This is a genomic window from Streptomyces lydicamycinicus (genome assembly GCF_000829715.2).
Taxonomy (GTDB): domain Bacteria; phylum Actinomycetota; class Actinomycetes; order Streptomycetales; family Streptomycetaceae; genus Streptomyces; species Streptomyces lydicamycinicus.
Genome location: NZ_BBNO01000002.1, coordinates 451,742 through 468,748, shown reverse-complemented (window position 1 = coordinate 468,748; position 17,007 = coordinate 451,742). Strand labels below are relative to the sequence as shown.

Annotated in this window: 13 protein-coding genes; 9 read left to right on the top strand and 4 right to left on the bottom strand. The window is 71.4% G+C overall.

The window, feature by feature from the left end; genetic code table 11:
* Nucleotides 1-197: 197 nt before the first annotated feature.
* The 4 genes from TU31_RS07460 to TU31_RS07445 all read left to right on the top strand — a co-directional run bounded on the left by TU31_RS07460 (nt 198) and on the right by TU31_RS07445 (nt 8,324).
* Nucleotides 198-1,706, top strand: a complete 1,509-nt coding sequence (locus TU31_RS07460; RefSeq protein ID WP_042150889.1) for a cytochrome ubiquinol oxidase subunit I — start codon at nt 198-200, stop codon at nt 1,704-1,706.
* A 9-nt stretch (nt 1,707-1,715) separates the two neighbouring features.
* Nucleotides 1,716-2,717: a cytochrome d ubiquinol oxidase subunit II gene (gene cydB, locus TU31_RS07455; RefSeq protein ID WP_042150886.1), complete on the top strand. Its 1,002-nt coding sequence runs from the start codon at nt 1,716-1,718 to the stop codon at nt 2,715-2,717.
* A gap of 39 nt (nt 2,718-2,756) precedes the next feature.
* Nucleotides 2,757-6,428, top strand: coding sequence for a thiol reductant ABC exporter subunit CydD (cydD, locus tag TU31_RS07450; RefSeq protein WP_042150884.1), 3,672 nt, complete (start codon nt 2,757-2,759; stop codon nt 6,426-6,428).
* A 216-nt stretch (nt 6,429-6,644) separates the two neighbouring features.
* Nucleotides 6,645-8,324: a sensor histidine kinase gene (locus tag TU31_RS07445; RefSeq protein ID WP_042150882.1), complete on the top strand. Its 1,680-nt coding sequence runs from the start codon at nt 6,645-6,647 to the stop codon at nt 8,322-8,324.
* Between the two features lie 41 nt (nt 8,325-8,365).
* Here TU31_RS07445 and TU31_RS07440 read toward each other — a convergent pair whose 3' ends face one another.
* Nucleotides 8,366-9,292: a Cof-type HAD-IIB family hydrolase gene (locus tag TU31_RS07440; RefSeq protein ID WP_042150880.1), complete on the bottom strand. Its 927-nt coding sequence runs from the start codon at nt 9,290-9,292 to the stop codon at nt 8,366-8,368.
* 156 nt (nt 9,293-9,448) lie between these two features.
* On the opposite strand from TU31_RS07440, the gene TU31_RS07435 reads away from it, so the two are divergent.
* From TU31_RS07435 to pspAB, 3 genes are all read left to right on the top strand, one after another.
* A complete protein-coding gene (locus tag TU31_RS07435) occupies nt 9,449-10,348 on the top strand; it encodes an LLM class flavin-dependent oxidoreductase (RefSeq protein ID WP_042150878.1) in 900 nt (299 codons plus the stop codon).
* Between the two features lie 219 nt (nt 10,349-10,567).
* The gene (htpX, locus tag TU31_RS07430) at nt 10,568-11,467 is read left to right on the top strand and encodes a zinc metalloprotease HtpX (protein WP_042150876.1); all 900 of its coding nucleotides are present in this window, start codon (nt 10,568-10,570) and stop codon (nt 11,465-11,467) included.
* Nucleotides 11,468-11,532: 65 nt separating this feature from the next.
* Entirely contained in the window at nt 11,533-12,096 is a 564-nt protein-coding gene (gene pspAB / locus TU31_RS07425; RefSeq protein WP_042150874.1) for a PspA-associated protein PspAB, read from the top strand.
* Nucleotides 12,097-12,120: 24 nt separating this feature from the next.
* Here pspAB and TU31_RS07420 read toward each other — a convergent pair whose 3' ends face one another.
* The gene (locus TU31_RS07420) at nt 12,121-12,663 is read right to left on the bottom strand and encodes an RNA 2'-phosphotransferase (protein WP_042150872.1); all 543 of its coding nucleotides are present in this window, start codon (nt 12,661-12,663) and stop codon (nt 12,121-12,123) included.
* 160 nt (nt 12,664-12,823) lie between these two features.
* On the bottom strand, nt 12,824-13,429 hold the full coding sequence (locus TU31_RS07415) for a PadR family transcriptional regulator (protein WP_052718844.1): 606 nt from the start codon (nt 13,427-13,429) through the stop codon (nt 12,824-12,826).
* Nucleotides 13,430-13,546: 117 nt separating this feature from the next.
* Here TU31_RS07415 and TU31_RS07410 point away from each other — a divergent pair, with 117 nt between their 5' ends.
* Both TU31_RS07410 and TU31_RS07405 read left to right on the top strand, forming a co-directional pair.
* Nucleotides 13,547-14,137 (top strand): hypothetical protein, encoded by a 591-nt coding sequence (locus TU31_RS07410; RefSeq protein WP_042150869.1) that lies wholly within the window; start codon nt 13,547-13,549, stop codon nt 14,135-14,137.
* The gene (locus TU31_RS07405; RefSeq protein WP_042150867.1) at nt 14,134-15,483 is read left to right on the top strand and encodes a carotenoid oxygenase family protein; all 1,350 of its coding nucleotides are present in this window, start codon (nt 14,134-14,136) and stop codon (nt 15,481-15,483) included. The genes TU31_RS07410 and TU31_RS07405 overlap by 4 nt, the downstream gene beginning before the upstream one ends.
* A gap of 142 nt (nt 15,484-15,625) precedes the next feature.
* Here TU31_RS07405 and TU31_RS36590 read toward each other — a convergent pair whose 3' ends face one another.
* The gene (locus TU31_RS36590) at nt 15,626-16,918 is read right to left on the bottom strand and encodes a MerR family transcriptional regulator (protein WP_078885604.1); all 1,293 of its coding nucleotides are present in this window, start codon (nt 16,916-16,918) and stop codon (nt 15,626-15,628) included.
* Between the last annotated feature and the right edge of the window lie 89 nt (nt 16,919-17,007).

The window sequence follows — 17,007 nt, the reverse complement described above, 5'->3', positions numbered from 1 at the left end:
TCTGCCGACCCGCGGCCTCGGGGCGTTTTTGCGCCGACGTGACCGCGGTCACGTACCCCCCGGGGATTGGCCGAAAAGTCGTAGGAGATAATTGCTTGTGAATGTGAACGCGTTCACAAGCCTATCCGTTATGCGTCTTTTATTGGGTGCATAAGGGGCATTGCCGTGGTTCCGCACGGCGACGTAAGGAGCACGACATGGAACTGGCGTTGGCGCCAGAGACTCTGGCGCGATGGCAATTCGGCATCACGACCGTCTACCACTTCCTGTTCGTCCCCCTGACGATCTCCCTCGCCGCTCTGGTGGCCGGACTCGAGACCGCATGGGTGCGTACGGGTAAGGAGAAGTACCTCAAGGCCACCAAGTTCTGGGGCAAGCTGTTTCTGATCAACATCGCGATGGGTGTCGTCACCGGCATCGTCCAGGAGTTCCAGTTCGGTATGAACTGGTCCGACTACTCGCGGTTCGTCGGAGACGTCTTCGGTGCTCCGCTGGCCTTCGAGGCGCTCATCGCGTTCTTCTTCGAGTCCACCTTCATCGGCCTGTGGATCTTCGGCTGGGACAAGCTGCCGAAGAAGATCCACTGCTTCTGCATGTGGATGGTCTCGATCGGCACACTGCTCTCCTCGTACTTCATCCTGGCCGCGAACTCCTGGATGCAGCACCCGGTCGGCTACAAGTACAACGCCGCGAACGGCCGTGCCGAGCTGACCGACTTCTGGAAGGTGCTGACCCAGGACACCACCCTGGTCGTCGTCTTCCACACGCTGACCGCGGCCTTCCTGACCGGCGCCGCGTTCATGGTCGGCATCTCCGCCTACCACCTGATGCGCAAGAAGCACATCAAGGTCATGCGGACCTCGCTGCGGCTCGGGCTGATCACGCTGGTCATCGCCGGTGTCCTCACCGCGATCAGCGGTGACTCGCTCGGCAAGGTCATGTTCAAGCAGCAGCCGATGAAGATGGCCGCCGCCGAGGCGCTCTGGGAAACGGAGAAGCCGGCACCGTTCTCGGTCTTCGCCTACGGGGACGTCGACAAGGGCCACAACAAGGTCGCCATCGAGGTTCCCGGTCTGCTCTCCTTCCTCGCCCACAACGACTTCACCTCGCCGGTCCCCGGCATCAACGACGTCAACCGGTCCGAACAGCAGAAGTTCGGGCCCGGTGACTACCGGCCCAACATCCCGGTCGCCTACTGGGGCTTCCGCTGGATGATCGGCTTCGGGATGTCGTCGTTCGCCCTCGGGCTCGCCGGGCTGTGGCTCACCCGTAAGAAGTTCTGGCTGGCGCCGGGGCTGCGTACGGGGGACGAGGAACCACCCCGGCTCGCGCTCACCAAGAACAGGGAGCTCGGTGCCCGGCTGAGCAAGTGGTACTGGTCGCTCGCCTTCGTCACCCTGGGCTTCCCGCTCCTCGCGAACTCCTGGGGCTGGATCTTCACCGAGATGGGCCGCCAGCCCTGGGCCGTCTACGGCGTGCTGCGCACCTCGGACGCGGTGTCCCCGGGCGTCTCGCAGGGCGAGGTCCTCACCTCGATGATCGTCTTCACCACGCTCTACGCGATCCTCGCCGTGGTCGAGGTCAAGCTGCTGGTGAAGTACGTCAAGGCCGGCCCCCCGGAGCTCAACGACTCCGACCTCAACCCGCCCACCAAGATCGGCGGCGACAGCACGGACGCCGACCGGCCGATGGCCTTCTCGTACTAGGAGGCGACTGTGCAACTCCACGACGTCTGGTTCGTCCTTATCGCCTTTCTCTGGACCGGGTACTTCTTCCTCGAAGGATTCGACTTCGGAATCGGCGTCCTCACCAAGCTCCTCGCCCGTGACCGGCCGGAGAAGCGGGTGCTGATCAACACCATCGGGCCGGTCTGGGACGGCAACGAGGTCTGGCTGATCAGTGCGGCCGGTGCGACCTTCGCGGCCTTCCCCGAGTGGTACGCCACCCTCTTCTCCGGCTTCTACCTGCCGTTGCTGCTGATCCTCATCTGCCTGATCCTGCGCGGTGTCGCCTTCGAGTACCGCGTCAAGCGGCCCGAGGAGCGCTGGCAGCGGAACTGGGAGCACACGATCTTCTGGACCTCGCTGCTGCCCGCGGTGCTGTGGGGCGTGATCTTCGGCAACATCGTGCACGGGGTCAAGATCGACGCCCACAAGGAGTACGTGGGGAGCCTGCTCGATCTGCTGAACCCGTACGCGATCCTGGGCGGTCTGGTCACGCTGACGCTGTTCACCTTCCACGGCGCGGTGTTCGCCTCGCTCAAGACGGTGGGTGACATCCGGGAGCGGGCGCGCCGGATGGCGGCCGTCCTCGGGCCGGTCGCCGCGGTGGTGGCGGTCGGGTTCCTGGGCTGGACGCAGGCCGACAAGGGGGACAGCACCAGCCTGGTCGCCATGATCGTGGCGGTGGTCGCGCTGGTCGCGGCCCTCGGGGCCAACCGGCTCGGGCGCGAGGGCTGGGCGTTCGCCTTCTCCGGCCTCACCGTCGTGGCCGCGGTCACGATGCTCTTCCTGACGCTCTTTCCGAACGTCATGCCGTCCACGCTGAACGAGAGCTGGAATCTCACGGTCAGCAACGCCGCCTCCAGCCCCTACACCCTGAAGATCATGACGTGGGGTGCCGGTTTCGCCGCACCGCTCGTGATGCTCTACCAAGGGTGGACGTACTGGGTGTTCCGTAAGCGCATCGGCACCCAACACATAGCCGAAGCCCACTAGTTGAGCCGCCGCCCCTCGGGGCGGCCTCAGCAGGAGGACATGTTTCACGTGAAACCCGTCGACCCGCGTCTGCTCCGCTACGCCCGCGCCACCCGCGGCTTTCTGATCGCGGTGGTGGTGCTCGGGCTTGCCGGAGCGGGCCTGGTCGTGGGCCAGGCGATGCTGATCGCCGAGGTCGTGGTCGGAGCGTTCCAGCACGATCTCGCCCTCGGCGCCCTGGCCACCCCCCTGGTGCTGCTCGCCGCGGTCTCCGCCGGACGCGGACTGGTCTCCTGGCTGACCGAACTGGCCGCCCACCGCGCCGGTGCGGCGGCCAAGTCCGAGCTGCGGATGCGGCTGATCGAGCGGGCGGCGCGGCTGGGGCCCGGCGCGGTGATCGGCCGCACGGACGGCGGCGCGCAGGTACCGGAGGCGGCCGACGCGGGCGGCGCTTCCGGTGCGGGCACCCTGGAGATGCGCACCGGCGAACTCACCGCCCTCGCCACCCGGGGTATCGACGCCCTGGACGACTACTTCGCGCGCTATCTGCCGCAGCTGGGGCTGGCGGTCGTCGTTCCCCTCGCGGTGCTGGCCCGGATCGTCACCGGCGACTGGATCTCGGCGCTCACGATCGTGCTCACCCTTCCGCTGATCCCGCTGTTCATGGTCTTGATCGGCTGGGCCACCCAGTCGCGGATGGACCGTCAGTGGCGGCTGCTCGCCCGGCTGTCGGGCCACTTCCTCGATGTCGTCGAGGGCCTGCCCACCCTGAAGGTCTTCGGCCGGGCCAAGGCCCAGGCCGCCGCCATCCGGTCCATCACCGGGGAGTACCGCCGGGCGACGCTGCGCACCCTGCGGATCGCCTTTCTCTCCTCCTTCGCGCTCGAACTCCTCGCCACCATCTCCGTCGCACTGGTCGCGGTCGGCATCGGCATGCGGCTGGTGCACGGTGAACTCGACCTCTACACCGGCCTGATGGTGCTGGTGCTGGCGCCCGAGGCGTATCTGCCGCTGCGGCAGGTCGGGGCGCAGTACCACGCGGCGGCCGAGGGGCTCTCGGCCGCCGAAGAGATCTTCGCTGTCCTGGAGACCCCGCTCCGGACGCCCGGCACCGCACCCGCGCCCCAGGGCACCGCGCTGGCCGTCGAGGAACTGGTGGTCCGCCACCCGGGACGGGCCGCCGACTCGCTCCCCGCGACCTCCTTCGAGGTCCGGCCCGGGGAGACCGTCGCGCTGGTCGGACCCTCCGGCGCCGGCAAGTCCACCCTGCTGAGCGTGTTGCTCGGCCTCACCGCGCCGTCCGAGGGCCGGGCCCTTGCCGACGGCCACGACATCGCGTCCCTCTCCCCCGAGAGCTGGTGGCAGCGGATCGCCTGGGTGCCGCAGCACCCGCATCTGTTCGCCGGCACCATCGCCGAGAACGTACGGCTGGCGCGGCCGGACGCGGAGGACGCCGCGGTGCGCACCGCCCTGGGCGACGCGGGCGCGCTGGACTTCGTCGACGCGCTCCCGGACGGTATGGCGACCCGGCTCGGCGAGTCCGGTGCCGGTCTTTCCGCGGGCCAGCGCCAGCGTCTCGCGCTCGCCCGTGCCTTCCTCGCCGACCGCCCGATCCTGCTCCTGGACGAGCCCACCGCGAACCTGGACGGCGCCACCGAGGAGGCGATCGTGGCCGCGGTCCGTCGCCTCGCGGTCGGCCGTACGGTCCTGCTCGTCGTCCACCGGCCGGCACTGCTGGCGGTGGCGGACCGGGTGGTGCGGCTGCCGGAACCCGCGGTCGGGGCCGCGGCGGTCGAGGCGGCAGGCTCGGTGCGGCGTGCCGGAGCGGACGCGTCGGTGGCGGTGCGCCCGGAGACGGCCGGGGACGCGGGGCCCGGGGACGGCGGAGCCGCCGCGGCCGCTTCCGCGGATCTCGCGTCCGAAGCCGCGCACGGGGCCGCTGCTGACCGCGCCCGCAGGGCGGCGCTCACCCGGCTGCGGCGGCTGGCCCGTGCCCACCGGGCACGGTTCGCGCTGGCGCTGCTGCTCGGCAGCCTCGCGCTGGGCAGCGCGGTGGGCCTGATGGCGACCTCCGGCTGGCTGATCTCGCGCGCGGCGCAGCAGCCGCCGGTGCTGTATCTGATGGTGGCGGTGACCGCGACCAGGGCGTTCGGCATCGGGCGCGCGGTCTTCCGGTACGCCGAGCGGCTGGTCGCCCATGACACGGTGTTCCGGATGCTCGCCGACGTGCGCGTCGCCGTCTTCCGGCGGCTGGAGCGACTGGCGCCCGCCGGGCTCAGGGAGCGCAGCCGGGGCGATCTGCTGTCGCGGCTGGTGGCCGATGTTGACGCGGTGCAGGACTACTTCCTGCGCTGGCTGCTGCCCGTCGGTGCGGCGGTGCTGGTCGGCGCGGGTGCGGTCGGTTTCACCGGATGGCTGTTGCCGGAGGCCGGGGCGATCCTCGCCGCCGGGCTGCTGCTCACGGGGGTGGCGGTGCCGCTGCTCTCCGGTGCGCTGGCCCGCCGTACGGAGCGTCGGCTGGCGCCCGCCCGCGGACGGCTGGCCACCCGGGTCGTCGATGTGCTCACCGGTACCGCCGAGTTGACGGTGGCCGGAGCCCTGGGGGCCCGTACGGAATCGGTGCGGCGCGCGGACCGGGAGCTGACCCGGATCGCCTCCCGCTCGGCCACCGTGGCCGGGACCGGCGCCGGGCTGTCGGCGCTGCTGTGCGGGCTGACGGTCGCGGCATCGGCGGTGGCCGGTGTCCAGGCCGTGCACGCGGGCCGGCTGACGGGGGTGGCGCTGGCCGTCGTCGTGCTGACGCCGCTGGCCGCGTTCGAGGCGGTGGCGGGGCTGCCGCTCGCGGTGCAGTACCGCCGGCGCACCCGGCACGCCGCCGAGCGGGTCTTCGAGGTGCTGGACGCGCCGGAGCCGGTGTCCGAGCCGGCCACCCCGGCCGCCGCTCCCGCGACGCCGTTCCCACTGGCCGTACGGGAGCTGACCGCGCGCCACCCGGGACAGGACCGGTCGGCGCTGGACGGCATCGGGTTCACCCTGACGGCCGGGCACCGGCTGGCCGTCGTGGGCGCGTCCGGTTCCGGGAAGACCACGCTGGCGCAGGTGCTGCTGCGCTTCCTGGACGAGGAGTCGGGCACCTACACGCTGGGCGGCACGGCCGCCCGGGAGATGGCCGGTGACGGGGTGCGGCGGCTGGTGGGGCTGTGTGCGCAGGACGCGCACCTCTTCGACAGCTCGCTGCGGGAGAACCTCAGGCTCGCCCGCCCGGAGGGGCGGGGTGCCGCGGACGCCGACCAGGATCTGTGGGAGGCGCTCGGCCGGGCGCGGCTCGCGGACTGGGTGCGCGGGCTGCCCGCCGGGCTGGACACCATGATCGGGGAGCGTGGCGCCCGGCTGTCCGGTGGCCAGCGGCAGCGGCTGGCGCTGGCCCGTGCGCTGCTCGCGGACTTCCCGGTGCTCGTCCTGGACGAGCCCGCCGAGCATCTCGACCTGGCCACCGCCGACGCGCTGACCGCCGATCTGCTGACCGCGACCGAGGGCCGTACGACGGTCCTGATCACCCACCGGCTCACCGGCCTCGACGCGGTCGATGAGGTGCTGGTCCTGGACCGAGGGCGGGCCGTGCAGCGCGGGACGTACGCGGAGCTGGCCGCGGCCGACGGCCCGTTCCGGCGGATGCTGGAGCGCGAGCGGGCGGTGGACGCGGCGTACGGCGAGGCCCAGCCGGTGGGGTAGCACCGGGGCCGGGCGGCGGCGTGGAGCGGAGGCCGGCCGGTGGCCTGCGAGGCCGGGCGGCGGCGTGCACGGGCCGGCCGACAGCCGCCCCCGCAAACTGGACTTTCCCCGGAAAACCGCCCTTATTAGGCTCATGGCATGGCAGCCACGGCAGGACCACCACCCTCAGACCCCAGGGACCTCGGGAGCGGTGGCCCGGGTGCGGTCCCCGACCCCATGGACGCCGCCACCGAGGCGACCCGCAGTCTGCGCGGTCTGTCGACCGAGCTGACCGCCCGGGTGCCGCAGTTGCTGGAGGCGATGCGCACGGTCGGCGCGGGGCTCGATCTGCACAGCACCCTCGACCGGATCGTGGAGACCGCCGCCGAGCTCGCCGACGCCCGCTATGCGGCGATCGGGATCATCGACGAGGCCCGTGAGGGGCTGTCGGACTTCGTGACGTACGGCGTGACCGCGCAGCAGCACGAGCGGATCGGCGCGCTGCCCGACGGCCACAAGGGGCTGCTCGGTGCGCTCATCCACGATCCCAAGCCGCTGCGCCTTGACGACCTCACGAAGGACGCCCGCTCGGCCGGTTTCCCGCCGGGGCATCCGCCGATGCGGACGTTCCTCGGGGTGCCGATCCGCGTCCAGGGCGACATCTTCGGCAACCTCTATCTGACGGAGAAGCGCGACGGCGGGGTGTTCAGCGAGGAGGACCTGCACATGGTGCGGGTGCTGGCCACCGAGGCCGGGATCGCGATCGGCAACGCCCGGCTGAACGAGGCGACCCGGCAGCGGGAGCGCTGGATCGACGGCTCCGTGGCGGTGACCACCGAACTCCTCGCCGGCAGCGATGTGGACGATGCGCTCGCCGTGGTGGCCGAGCAGGCCCGGAAGCTGGCGGACTCGGCGGCCGGCATCGTGCTGCTGCCCGATGAGGAGGGCGGTCTGGAGATCGTCGCGGTGTCGGCGGACGAGCCCGCCGGGATCATGGGGACGCAGATCCCGCCCGACAGCCCGGTGGTGGAACAACTCCTCGCCGGGGAGCCGGTGTTCGTGGACGACTCGGCCACCGATCCGCGCATGGTCACCGACATCGCGCAGCGTTTCGGCCCCAGCATGATGCTGCCGCTCAAGAGCGGCGGCCGGGTGCTGGGCACCCTCGCGACCCCGCGCTCCCGGGGCGCCCGCCCGTTCACCGCCGCGGAGCGGACGCTGGCCACCCAGTTCGCGGCGCAGGCCGCGCTGGCGCTGGTGCTGGCCGACGCCCAGCGCGACCGCGAGCGGCTCGCCGTGTACGAGGACCGCGACCGGATCGCCCGTGACCTGCACGATCTCGTCATCCAGCGGCTGTTCGCGACGGGCATGATGCTGGAGAGCGCACAGCGCCGGACCATCGTGCCGGAGGTGTCCCAGGGCGTCGGCAAGGCCGTCGACGAGCTGGATGTGACCATCCAGGAGATCCGTACCGCGATCTTCGCCCTCCAACAGGGCCCGGCCGAGGCGCCGTCCGGGCTGCGCACCCGGGTCCTGCGCGAGACCGGCACCGCTGCCGTACCGCTCGGCTTCCAGCCCTCGGCCCACTTCATCGGCCCGGTCGACACCCGGGTCGGCGAGCTGACCGGCAAGAACCTGATCGCCGCGCTGCGGGAGGCGCTGTCGAACGCCTTCCGGCACGCCCAGGCCTCCCGGATCGAGGTCGTCGTCGATGCCACGATCAGGCTCCCGGACGGCACCGACGGCGTCCGCCTTACCGTCGCCGACGACGGCATCGGTATCCCGGACAGCGGCCGTCGCAGTGGCCTCAAGAACCTCGCCAACCGGGCGGAGGCGCTGGGCGGCTCCAGCATGTACGGCCCGGGGCTGGGCGAGGGCGGCACGGGCACGATGGTGCGGTGGGAGGCGCCGCTGTAAGACGGCACGGGGCCGACGGTCCGGACGCCGGACACGCCGCCCTAGAGGTGGCCGTCCTGAAGAATCCGCTCGATGACCGCCGCGACACCGTCGTCGTTGTTGGACGCCGTACGGCGCGTCGTGGCGGCCAGCACATCCGGGTGCGCGTTGGCCATGGCGTACGAGGTGCCGGCCCAGGACAGCATCGCTATGTCGTTCGGCATGTCCCCGAAGGCGACGACCTCTTCCGGCGCGATACCGCGCTCCGCACAGCAGCGGGCCAGGGTGCCGGCCTTGCTCACGCCGGGTCCGCTGATCTCCAGGAGGGCGGTGGGGCTGGACCGGGTGAAGGTCGCAAGATCGCCGGCCGCCGTGTGGGCCAGGGCGAGGAAGGCGTCGGGGTCCAGCTCGGGGTGGTGCGCGAGCAGCTTGATCACGGGCTGGTCGGGGAAGGCCGGCCCGGCGCCGCCGTCCGGGCCGTCCGGCTCGGTGTCCTCCGGGCCCAGCGGCGGGACGAAGTCGTCGGCGAGCAGCTTCTCCGCCGGGGCGACGACCGCCGCCGGATCGAGGAGCAGCGGCGGGTACTGCGGCTCGTAGTGGATGCCGCCGGTCCGCTCGACCGCGAACGAGGTGCCGGGCGCGGCGCTGCGCAGCGCGTCCACGACCTGGCGGGCGGTGGTCCGCTCCAGGGGGCTGACCTCGACGATCCGGCCGCCGCGGTGCAGATCGACGACGGCCGCGCCGTTGGCGCAGATCGCCAGGCCGTGACCGTGCACATGGTCGCTGACCACGCCCATCCAGCGGGCCGGGCGTCCGGTGACGAAGAAGACCTCCAGGCCGGCCCGCTCCGCGGCGGCGAGCGCGGCGATCGTGCGGTCGGAGACCGTCTTGTCGTCGTGCAGCAGGGTGCCGTCGAGGTCGGTGGCGATCAGCCGGGGCGTAACGGCCGTTTCGGGCGCCCGGGACGGTGGGGCGGAGGCATCGGTCACGGGGCCATCTTCCCGTACCGCTGTGCACAGGAGTGCGGTGGGTTGCGCGTATGAGCCCGCGCGCCGCCGGTCCGAGGACGTACGGGCAGGTGGACCGAGCCGTCCGGAGCACCGAGGAGAATCGTCGGCTCCTTCGGACGGCCGTACGCTCGGGGTATGCGACTGAGCACCCTGATACTCCCCGTCCGCCGCTGGTCCGAAGGCGGACGGGAGGTGTGGCAGCGCGCCGAGGAGCTGGGCTTCCACGCCGCGTACACCTATGACCACCTCTCGTGGCGGAGCTTCCGCGACCGGACCTGGTTCGGCGCCGTGCCGACGCTGACCGCGGCGGCGGGCGTCACCTCCCGGATGCGGCTGGGCACCCTCGTCACCTCGCCGAACTTCCGGCACCCGGTCACCCTCGCCAAGGAACTGATCTCGCTCGACGACATCAGCGACGGCCGGGTCACCCTCGGCGTCGGCGCCGGCGGCAATGGCTTCGACGCCACCGCGCTCGGCCAGGAGCCCTGGGCGCCGCGCGAACGCGCCGACCACTTCGGCGAGTTCGTCTCGCTGCTGGACCGGCTGCTGAGCGAGGACGTCGTCTCCCACGAGGGCGTGCACTACTCCGCCCACGAGGTGCGCAACATTCCCGGCTGTGTGCAGCGGCCGCGGCTGCCGTTCGCGGTGGCGGCCACCGGCCCGCGCGGGCTGAATCTGGCGGCCCGGTACGGCCAGGCCTGGGTGACGACCGGCGATCCCAAGGTGTCCAACGGGGGCGGCACCCCGGCGGAGTCGCACGAGGCGATCCGCGGGCAGTTCGAGCGACTGGGGAAGGCCTGTGCCGACCAGGGCCGCGATGTCGCCGACCTGCAGAAGATCATGCTGACCGGCTTCACCCCGGACCGTCCGCTGGACTCCGTGGACGCCTTCGTCGACTTCGCCGGCCACCACGCCGAGCTGGGCATCGATGAACTGGTCCTCCACTGGCCGATCGCCGATTCGCTCTTCGAGGCCGATGTCGCGGTCTTCGAGCGGATCGCCACGGAGGGGCTGGCGCAACTCGCTGCCCGGTAGACAGCTCCCGGCCCGGCCTCCCTACGGGGCCGGCGCGCCCCACTGCTCCCGTGCGTCCGACGCGCCGGGCCATCCCCTGGCCTGGGCTTTACTCCACATATAGCCCTGAAGAGGGAGAATCGGGACAGCGGCGCAGTGGGCGGCACGCGACGCGCGGTGCAAGGACGGCGCGCGGGCGGGTCGGCGCACTGCGCGAAGTGCGGCGTTCGTGGAGGAGCCATGGCACAGACCCGATTCGCCCCGGATCGCGGGCTGACCTCACGCATGGTCACGACGATGTTCTTCATCGGACTGCTGTACGTCGTGGTCGTCGGCGTGCTGGTGGTGCTGCTCAAGGGCGCCTGGGTGGTGGTGCTGGTGATCGCCGGTGCCCTGTTCGTCGCGCAGTTCTGGTTCAGCGACCGGATCGCGGCATTCAGCATGGGCGCGCGGGAGGTCACCCCGGAGCAGGCGCCCGAACTGCACGGTGCCGTCGACCGGCTGTGCGCGCTGGCCGACATGCCCAAGCCACGGGTCGCGATCGCCGAGTCGGATGTGCCGAACGCGTTCGCCACCGGCCGCGGTCAGAAGAACTCGCTGGTGTGCGCCACCACGGGGCTGCTCCGGCGGCTGGAGCCGGCGGAGCTGGAGGGGGTGCTGGCCCACGAGCTCTCGCATGTCGCGCACCGCGATGTCGCCGTGATGACCATCGCCTCGTTCCTCGGCGTATTGGCCGGGATCATCACCCGGGCCGCCCTGTGGAGCGGTATCGGCCGCAACAACCGGGACCAGAACGCGGCCATCGCCGTGCTCATCGTGACCGCCGTCAGCGTGGTCGTCTACGCGATCAGCTTCCTGCTGACCCGGCTGCTGTCCCGTTACCGCGAGCTGTCCGCGGACCGGGCCGCCGCCCTGCTGACCGGCCGGCCGTCCGCTCTGGCCGCCGCGCTGACCAAGGTCACCGGTCAGATGGCGAGGATCCCGACCGAAGATCTGCGCAAGGCCCAGCCGTTCAACGCCTTCTACTTCGCCCCCGCGTTCAACAAGGAGAGCTTCAGCAGGCTGCTGTCCTCGCACCCGACGCTGGAACAGCGGCTGGACCAGCTGGCCCGGATCGCGACAGAGCTGGGGCGGGCGTGAGGCACGGTGCGCGTGGGGTCCCGCTGGTGACCGGCCGGCCGTGACGATCAAGGAGTAAGCAGCACATGGGATTTCTGGACGTCATCCTCGGCCGCAGCAAGCCGGTCCGCCCCGACCTCGACCAGCTTTTCGCGCTGCCGTCCGCCGCGGTGACCCTCCAGGCCGCGGCCGGTTTCGTACCCACCGGACGGGGGTCGGTGTGCTTCGCGAGCGTCGAGGGCGGGGCGTTCGCCCGTATCCAGGAGGAGGCACGGTCCCTGCTGGACGGCTCCGTGGAGTTCACCCAGGACGCGTACGGCTATACCTGGCTGCTCGTACGGCATCCGCCGGAGGACGTGGCGGGCCTGGTCAATGACCTGCATGCGGTCAACACGTCCCTGGAGGAAGCGGGCTTCGGCCCCCAGCTGCTGTGTTCGCTGGTCGGCTTCCGGGAGGAACAGCAGCGGTCGCTGGCGCTGGTCTACCTCTACAAGCGGGGCACGTTCTACCCCTTCGCGCCGCAGCGGGAGGGCGGCGAGAAGCGCGACAACCCGCTCGAACTACAGGTGCGGGCGATGCTCGGGGACGATCTGACGATCGAGAAGGATCTGACGCGGTGGTTCCCGGTGTGGGGTGCGCCGGGGCTCTGAGCCGGCGGCTTCACGCGCGCAGGGTCAGCCCGGGAAACGCAGGAACCGGGCCGGTACCCGGCTGGTGAGCCAGACCCCGTTGGCGCTGACCCGGAAGACATGGCCGGCGCGGTGCATGGCGCCCGCGTCGACGGTCAGGACCACGGGCTTGCCGCGTCGCGCGCCCACCCGGGTCGCGGTCTCGCGGTCGGGGGAGAGATGGACGGCATGCCGCGACATCGGCCGCAGCCCCTCCTCCCGTATGGCCGCCACGCTGCGGGCCACTGTCCCGTGGAAGAGATGGGCGGGAGGTACGGCCGGCGGCAGATCGAGGTCGACCGGTACCGAATGGCCCTGGTTGGCGCGGATCCGGTCGCCGTCGATGGCGTAACGCTGCTTGTCGTTGCCGGCGACCACGGCCGCCAACTCGTCCCGGGTGAAGGGGAATCCGTGCCGCGCGGCCGCCGCCATCAGCTCGGCCACGGGCACCCAGCCCTGGGCGTCGAGGGTGATGCCGATCCGTTCCGGTTCATGGCGCAGATGCTTCGCCAGGTACTTCGAGAGGCGCACCGAGCGCTGGTTGTTCATGTCTCCAGAGTGCCGCGCGGGGTGCGGGGCGGCACCTGAATTGCCGGCGGGGAGGCGGCCTCGCGGCCGGGAGCCCTGGGATCGGGAGTCCTGCGGCTGGGAGCCGTGCTGCCGGGAGCCCGGTGGCCGGGAGCGGTCCTCCGGCGGGGCTCCCGGCGCGTCACTCCCCTTCGCCCGGCCGGACTTCCTCCTTCTGGCCCTTCTGCTCCTTGTGCTGCGCCCGGGCGAGTTCGCTCGCCTTGCGCGCCTTTGCGCTGGTCACCTCGTCGGCGGCCCAACGGGCCCACTCCTCCTGCATCGCCGAGATCCGCAGGCCGTACTCCAGCGCGATCCGTCCGTAGACCGAAATCATTTCCTCGTCCCACTCGGCGGTCTCTTCGAGGTGCTCCAGCGTGGCGCGGGTACGCGCGGCGCGCTCGGCCTGATGCAGGAGGAACGTCTGCGCCTCGAGCGGCGTGACGATGCCGAGGAAGAAGACGCGCAGCAGGCCGTCATGGCGCTGGGGACCGCTGGGCTCGACCTCGGTCAGCCAGTGGCGCAGCTCCGCCAGGCCATCACCGGTGATCGCGTACTCCTTGCGGCCGCGGGGGCCGTGGGCGGCGACCTCGACCAGGCCGGCGGTCGTGAGTTTGGTGAGCTCGCCGTAGACCTGGCTCTGGGTGGCCGGCCAGACGCTGGCGAGCGAGGCGTTGAACAGCTTCATCAGGTCGTAGCCGCTCGCGGGGGATTCGGCCAGCAGGCCCAGCACGGCATGTCTCAGGCTCATGACCCGCACTTTACCTTCCACTGTTGACATGTCAAAGGTGGAGCTTCTATGTTCGACATGTCGAAGTTGGAATGTGAGCCGCGGTTGGGCGACGACCGTGAGCGAAGAGGGGGAGTCATGAACTATCTGCGGGGCTTCATCCCGTGGCTGGTCTTTGCGGGGGTGTCCTCGATCGGCTGGCAGTGGGGCGCGCTCGCCGGTCTGGCAACGGCCGTCGCGCTGCTCATCGCCGACCGCGCCGGCGGACTCTCGCTCGACCTGCGCCTGCTGGAGTACGGCACGATCGTGTTCTTCGCGGCCCTCGGCCTGCTGGCCTTCATTCGCCCCGACAGCGGTCTCAAGATGTACGGCAGCGCCTTGTCGATGGGATGGCTGGCGCTCATCGCCTGGGTGTCGATCGCCGTGCGACGGCCCTTCACGATGGGGATCGCGCGCCGGATGGCCCCGCCGGAGGTCTGGCACACCCCGCTGTTCCGCCACATCAACGTGGTGCTCACGGCCGCGTGGGCGCTGTCCTTCACCCTCACCGCGCTCGCCCAGACCGCCGCCTCCGCCTACGGGTGGCATGTGGCCTTCTCGATCGCCCTTCAGCTCGCCGGATTCATCCTTCCCGCCCGCTTCACCGCTTCGTACCCGGAGCGAGCCCGTGCCCGCTTCATGGCGACCTCCGGCGCGCGGACCGACATCCAAGGAGGCCTGACCTCATGACTCCCACATCCCCGACCACCGCATCCGAATCCCACGCCCCCGCACCGCACATGGCCGGCAACTTCGCCCCGGTGACGGACGAGCTGACCGCCTATGACCTGCCGGTGACGGGCGCGATCCCGCCCGAACTCAGTGGCTGGTTCCTGCGCAACGGCCCCAATCCGAAGGATGCCGCCACTCCGCACTGGTTCTTCGGCGACGGAATGGTCCACGGCCTGCGCCTGGAGGGCGGCCGGGCCGTCTCCTACCGCAACCGCTGGGTCCGCACCGCCACCTTCACCGACGGCGCGCGTCCGGTGGACGCGCAGGGCCGCCGCAATCTGGCGGCGGGCGTGGCCAACACCCATGTCGTCCGGCATGCCGGACGCACCCTCGCCCTGGTCGAGTCGTCGTTCCCGTACGAAATCGACTGCCGCCCCAGCCATGAGCTGGAGACCCTCGGCGCCCATGACTTCGGCGGTCGGCTCACCACCGCCATGACCGCTCATCCCAAGACCTGCCCCACGACCGGCGAGCTGCACTTCTTCGGATACGGCGGCCCCACCCCGCCCTATCTGACCTATCACCGCGCCGATGCCGCAGGGGAGTTGGTGATCAGCCGCCCCATCGACGTTCCGGGGCACACGATGATGCATGACTTCCATCTGACCGCAGGCCATGTCATCTTCATGGACCTCCCGGTCGTCTTCGACCGCAGCCGCCCCGGTATGCCGTATCAGTGGAACCCGGAGTACGGGGCCCGGCTCGGTGTGCTGCGCCGCGATGATCCCTATGGGGAGGTCCGCTGGCTGCCCATCGACCCCTGCTATGTCTTCCACGCCCTGAACGCCCACGACGACGGTGATCAGCGGATCGTTCTCCATGTCTCTCGCTACGCCGACTACGGCGACCGGACCCCGGCCCATCTCTGGCGCTGGACGATTGATCTGGTGACGGGCACGGTCGCCGAAGAACAACTCGACGACCAGTTCTGCGAGTTCCCCAGGGTGGACGACCGCCTCACCGGACAGCCGGCCCGCTTCGGCCACGCCACCGTCGGCGAGTTGCCGGGCACGGGCCATATACCCGGCGCCCTGCTCCGCTACGACCTCCGGACCGGTGCGGCCGTCCGGCATGACTTCGGCCCGGGACGCACACCGGGCGAGGCGGTCTTCGCCCCGGCGGACGACCGTCCCGGCGGGCCGGGCTGGCTGATCACCTATGTCTACGACGCCTCCACCGATACCAGCGACCTCGTCGTACTCGACTCGGAGGACATCTCCGCGGACCCGGTCGCCACGGTCCATCTTCCGCAGCGGGTGCCGTACGGATTCCATGGCAACTGGCTGCCGGATTCGGTCGGTTGAGCTGAGGAGAGGGCGCGGCGGGGGGCCGCGCATCGCTTGATCCTTGATAGCTGAAGAGTGGGAATGAGAATGAGGTGGGGGGCGGGCTCGGCTCGGGCGGTACGGGCGCGTGGCCGGGGCTGCGTTGCAGACCGGGGCGGGGTCAGTCCCTGCGGTGCCGGGAGCTGGTGCCATTGGCCCGGCCGACGGGCTGGTCCGGGGTCCGGTCCGGCGTCCGGCCGGAGGGCTGTTCGGAGGCCTGGTCTGTGGCCCGGTCCGGCGTGAGTGCCACCAGGGCGTCCATCGTGCGGGCCTGTACCTCCCGGTGTGCGGCGGCGGCGATGAAGGCGGCCGTGTTCTCCGTACCGACCAGGTTCCGCACGGCCCGCACTGCCTCAGCGGGGAGCAGCACCGTCTCCGGGCCGGCCGTCGGGGCCGGCGCCGGGGCGGCCGCGGTACGGGGGTCCGCGACCGGCCCGGGGGCGGGCAGCGGCGCGGGCGGCAGGCCGGAAGCGGCCCTAGGCGTGGGGACGCTCCTGGGCCCTGCCCCGGCCCCTGTCCCTGCTCCGGCTGCTGCCCCGGCCTCTGCACCGGCTCCGGCTCCTGTCCCTGCCCCGGCTCCGGCTGCTGTCCCGGCCCCGGCCGCTGCCCCTGCTTCCCCAGCCGTTTCGGCGGGTCGCCGTGGCTCGGTCGGCAGTGCCTCGCTGAGGTGGTGGCGCAGATAGCGGGTGGCCAGGGTGCGCATGGCGCGGGCGAGTTCGGCGTCGATGGTCTGCTGGGCCAGGGGGCGCAGTCGGCGTACGAGAGTGGCGGCCTCCGCGGCCTCGGCCTCGGTGGGTGGGTGGTCCAGGAACTGCTGGAAGACATGCTCGGTGGTGAAGTCCAGGAAGCGGGCGGCGATGTGCTCGACCTGGCCGCGCACCTCCCGCAGATGACCGGAGATCGCCGTCAGCGGGACGCCGGCGGAGTGCAGTTCGGCGGCGACGGCGAGTTCCTGCGGGCTGGGGACGAGGAACTCGTCGTCCCGGCCCGGGATGCGCTCCAGGACGCCCAGTTCGACGGCCTCGGCGAGCGCTGTCTCGTCGGGGCTGCCCCCGAAGGCGGCGTCCAACTCCGTGCGGCTGACGCGGGACGCCTCCTCGTCCGTCCACGGCCCGTCGATCTCGGCGACCAGGCCCAGGACCCCGCCGAGGTCACGGCCCGCGTCCCAGGCCTCAAGGAGTTCCTTGATGCTGGCGAGGGTGTAGCCGCGGTCCAGCAGATCGGCGATCTGGCGCAGCCGGGCCAGATGGGTATCGCCGTAGACATTGGCCCGGCCTCGGCGTTCCGGGCGGGGAAGCAGTCCGCGGTCCTGATAGGCACGGATGGTGCGCACCGTGGCGCCGCTGAGGTGCGCCAAGTCCTCGATGCGGTACTCGGCGGTGCGGGCCTCGGCCGTTGGCGGCTGCTCGGTCACTGTGGTGCTCCTTACGAGATGGCCGCACGCTACGAGCCGGCCACATGGCCCGCCGCGCCCGCCCCCGGCCCAGTGCGGCCGGGGAGGAC

Coding starts and splice junctions, on each gene's coding strand:
- htpX (WP_042150876.1), top strand. CDS start 10,568: ATGGCACAGACCCGATTCGCCCCGGATCGCGGGCTGACCTCACGCATG.
- TU31_RS07445 (WP_042150882.1), top strand. CDS start 6,645: ATGGACGCCGCCACCGAGGCGACCCGCAGTCTGCGCGGTCTGTCGACC.
- TU31_RS07410 (WP_042150869.1), top strand. CDS start 13,547: ATGAACTATCTGCGGGGCTTCATCCCGTGGCTGGTCTTTGCGGGGGTG.
- pspAB (WP_042150874.1), top strand. CDS start 11,533: ATGGGATTTCTGGACGTCATCCTCGGCCGCAGCAAGCCGGTCCGCCCC.
- cydD (WP_042150884.1), top strand. CDS start 2,757: ATGTTTCACGTGAAACCCGTCGACCCGCGTCTGCTCCGCTACGCCCGC.
- TU31_RS07460 (WP_042150889.1), top strand. CDS start 198: ATGGAACTGGCGTTGGCGCCAGAGACTCTGGCGCGATGGCAATTCGGC.
- TU31_RS07415 (WP_052718844.1), bottom strand. CDS start 13,429: ATGAGCCTGAGACATGCCGTGCTGGGCCTGCTGGCCGAATCCCCCGCG.
- TU31_RS07420 (WP_042150872.1), bottom strand. CDS start 12,663: ATGAACAACCAGCGCTCGGTGCGCCTCTCGAAGTACCTGGCGAAGCAT.
- TU31_RS07405 (WP_042150867.1), top strand. CDS start 14,134: ATGACTCCCACATCCCCGACCACCGCATCCGAATCCCACGCCCCCGCA.
- TU31_RS07435 (WP_042150878.1), top strand. CDS start 9,449: ATGCGACTGAGCACCCTGATACTCCCCGTCCGCCGCTGGTCCGAAGGC.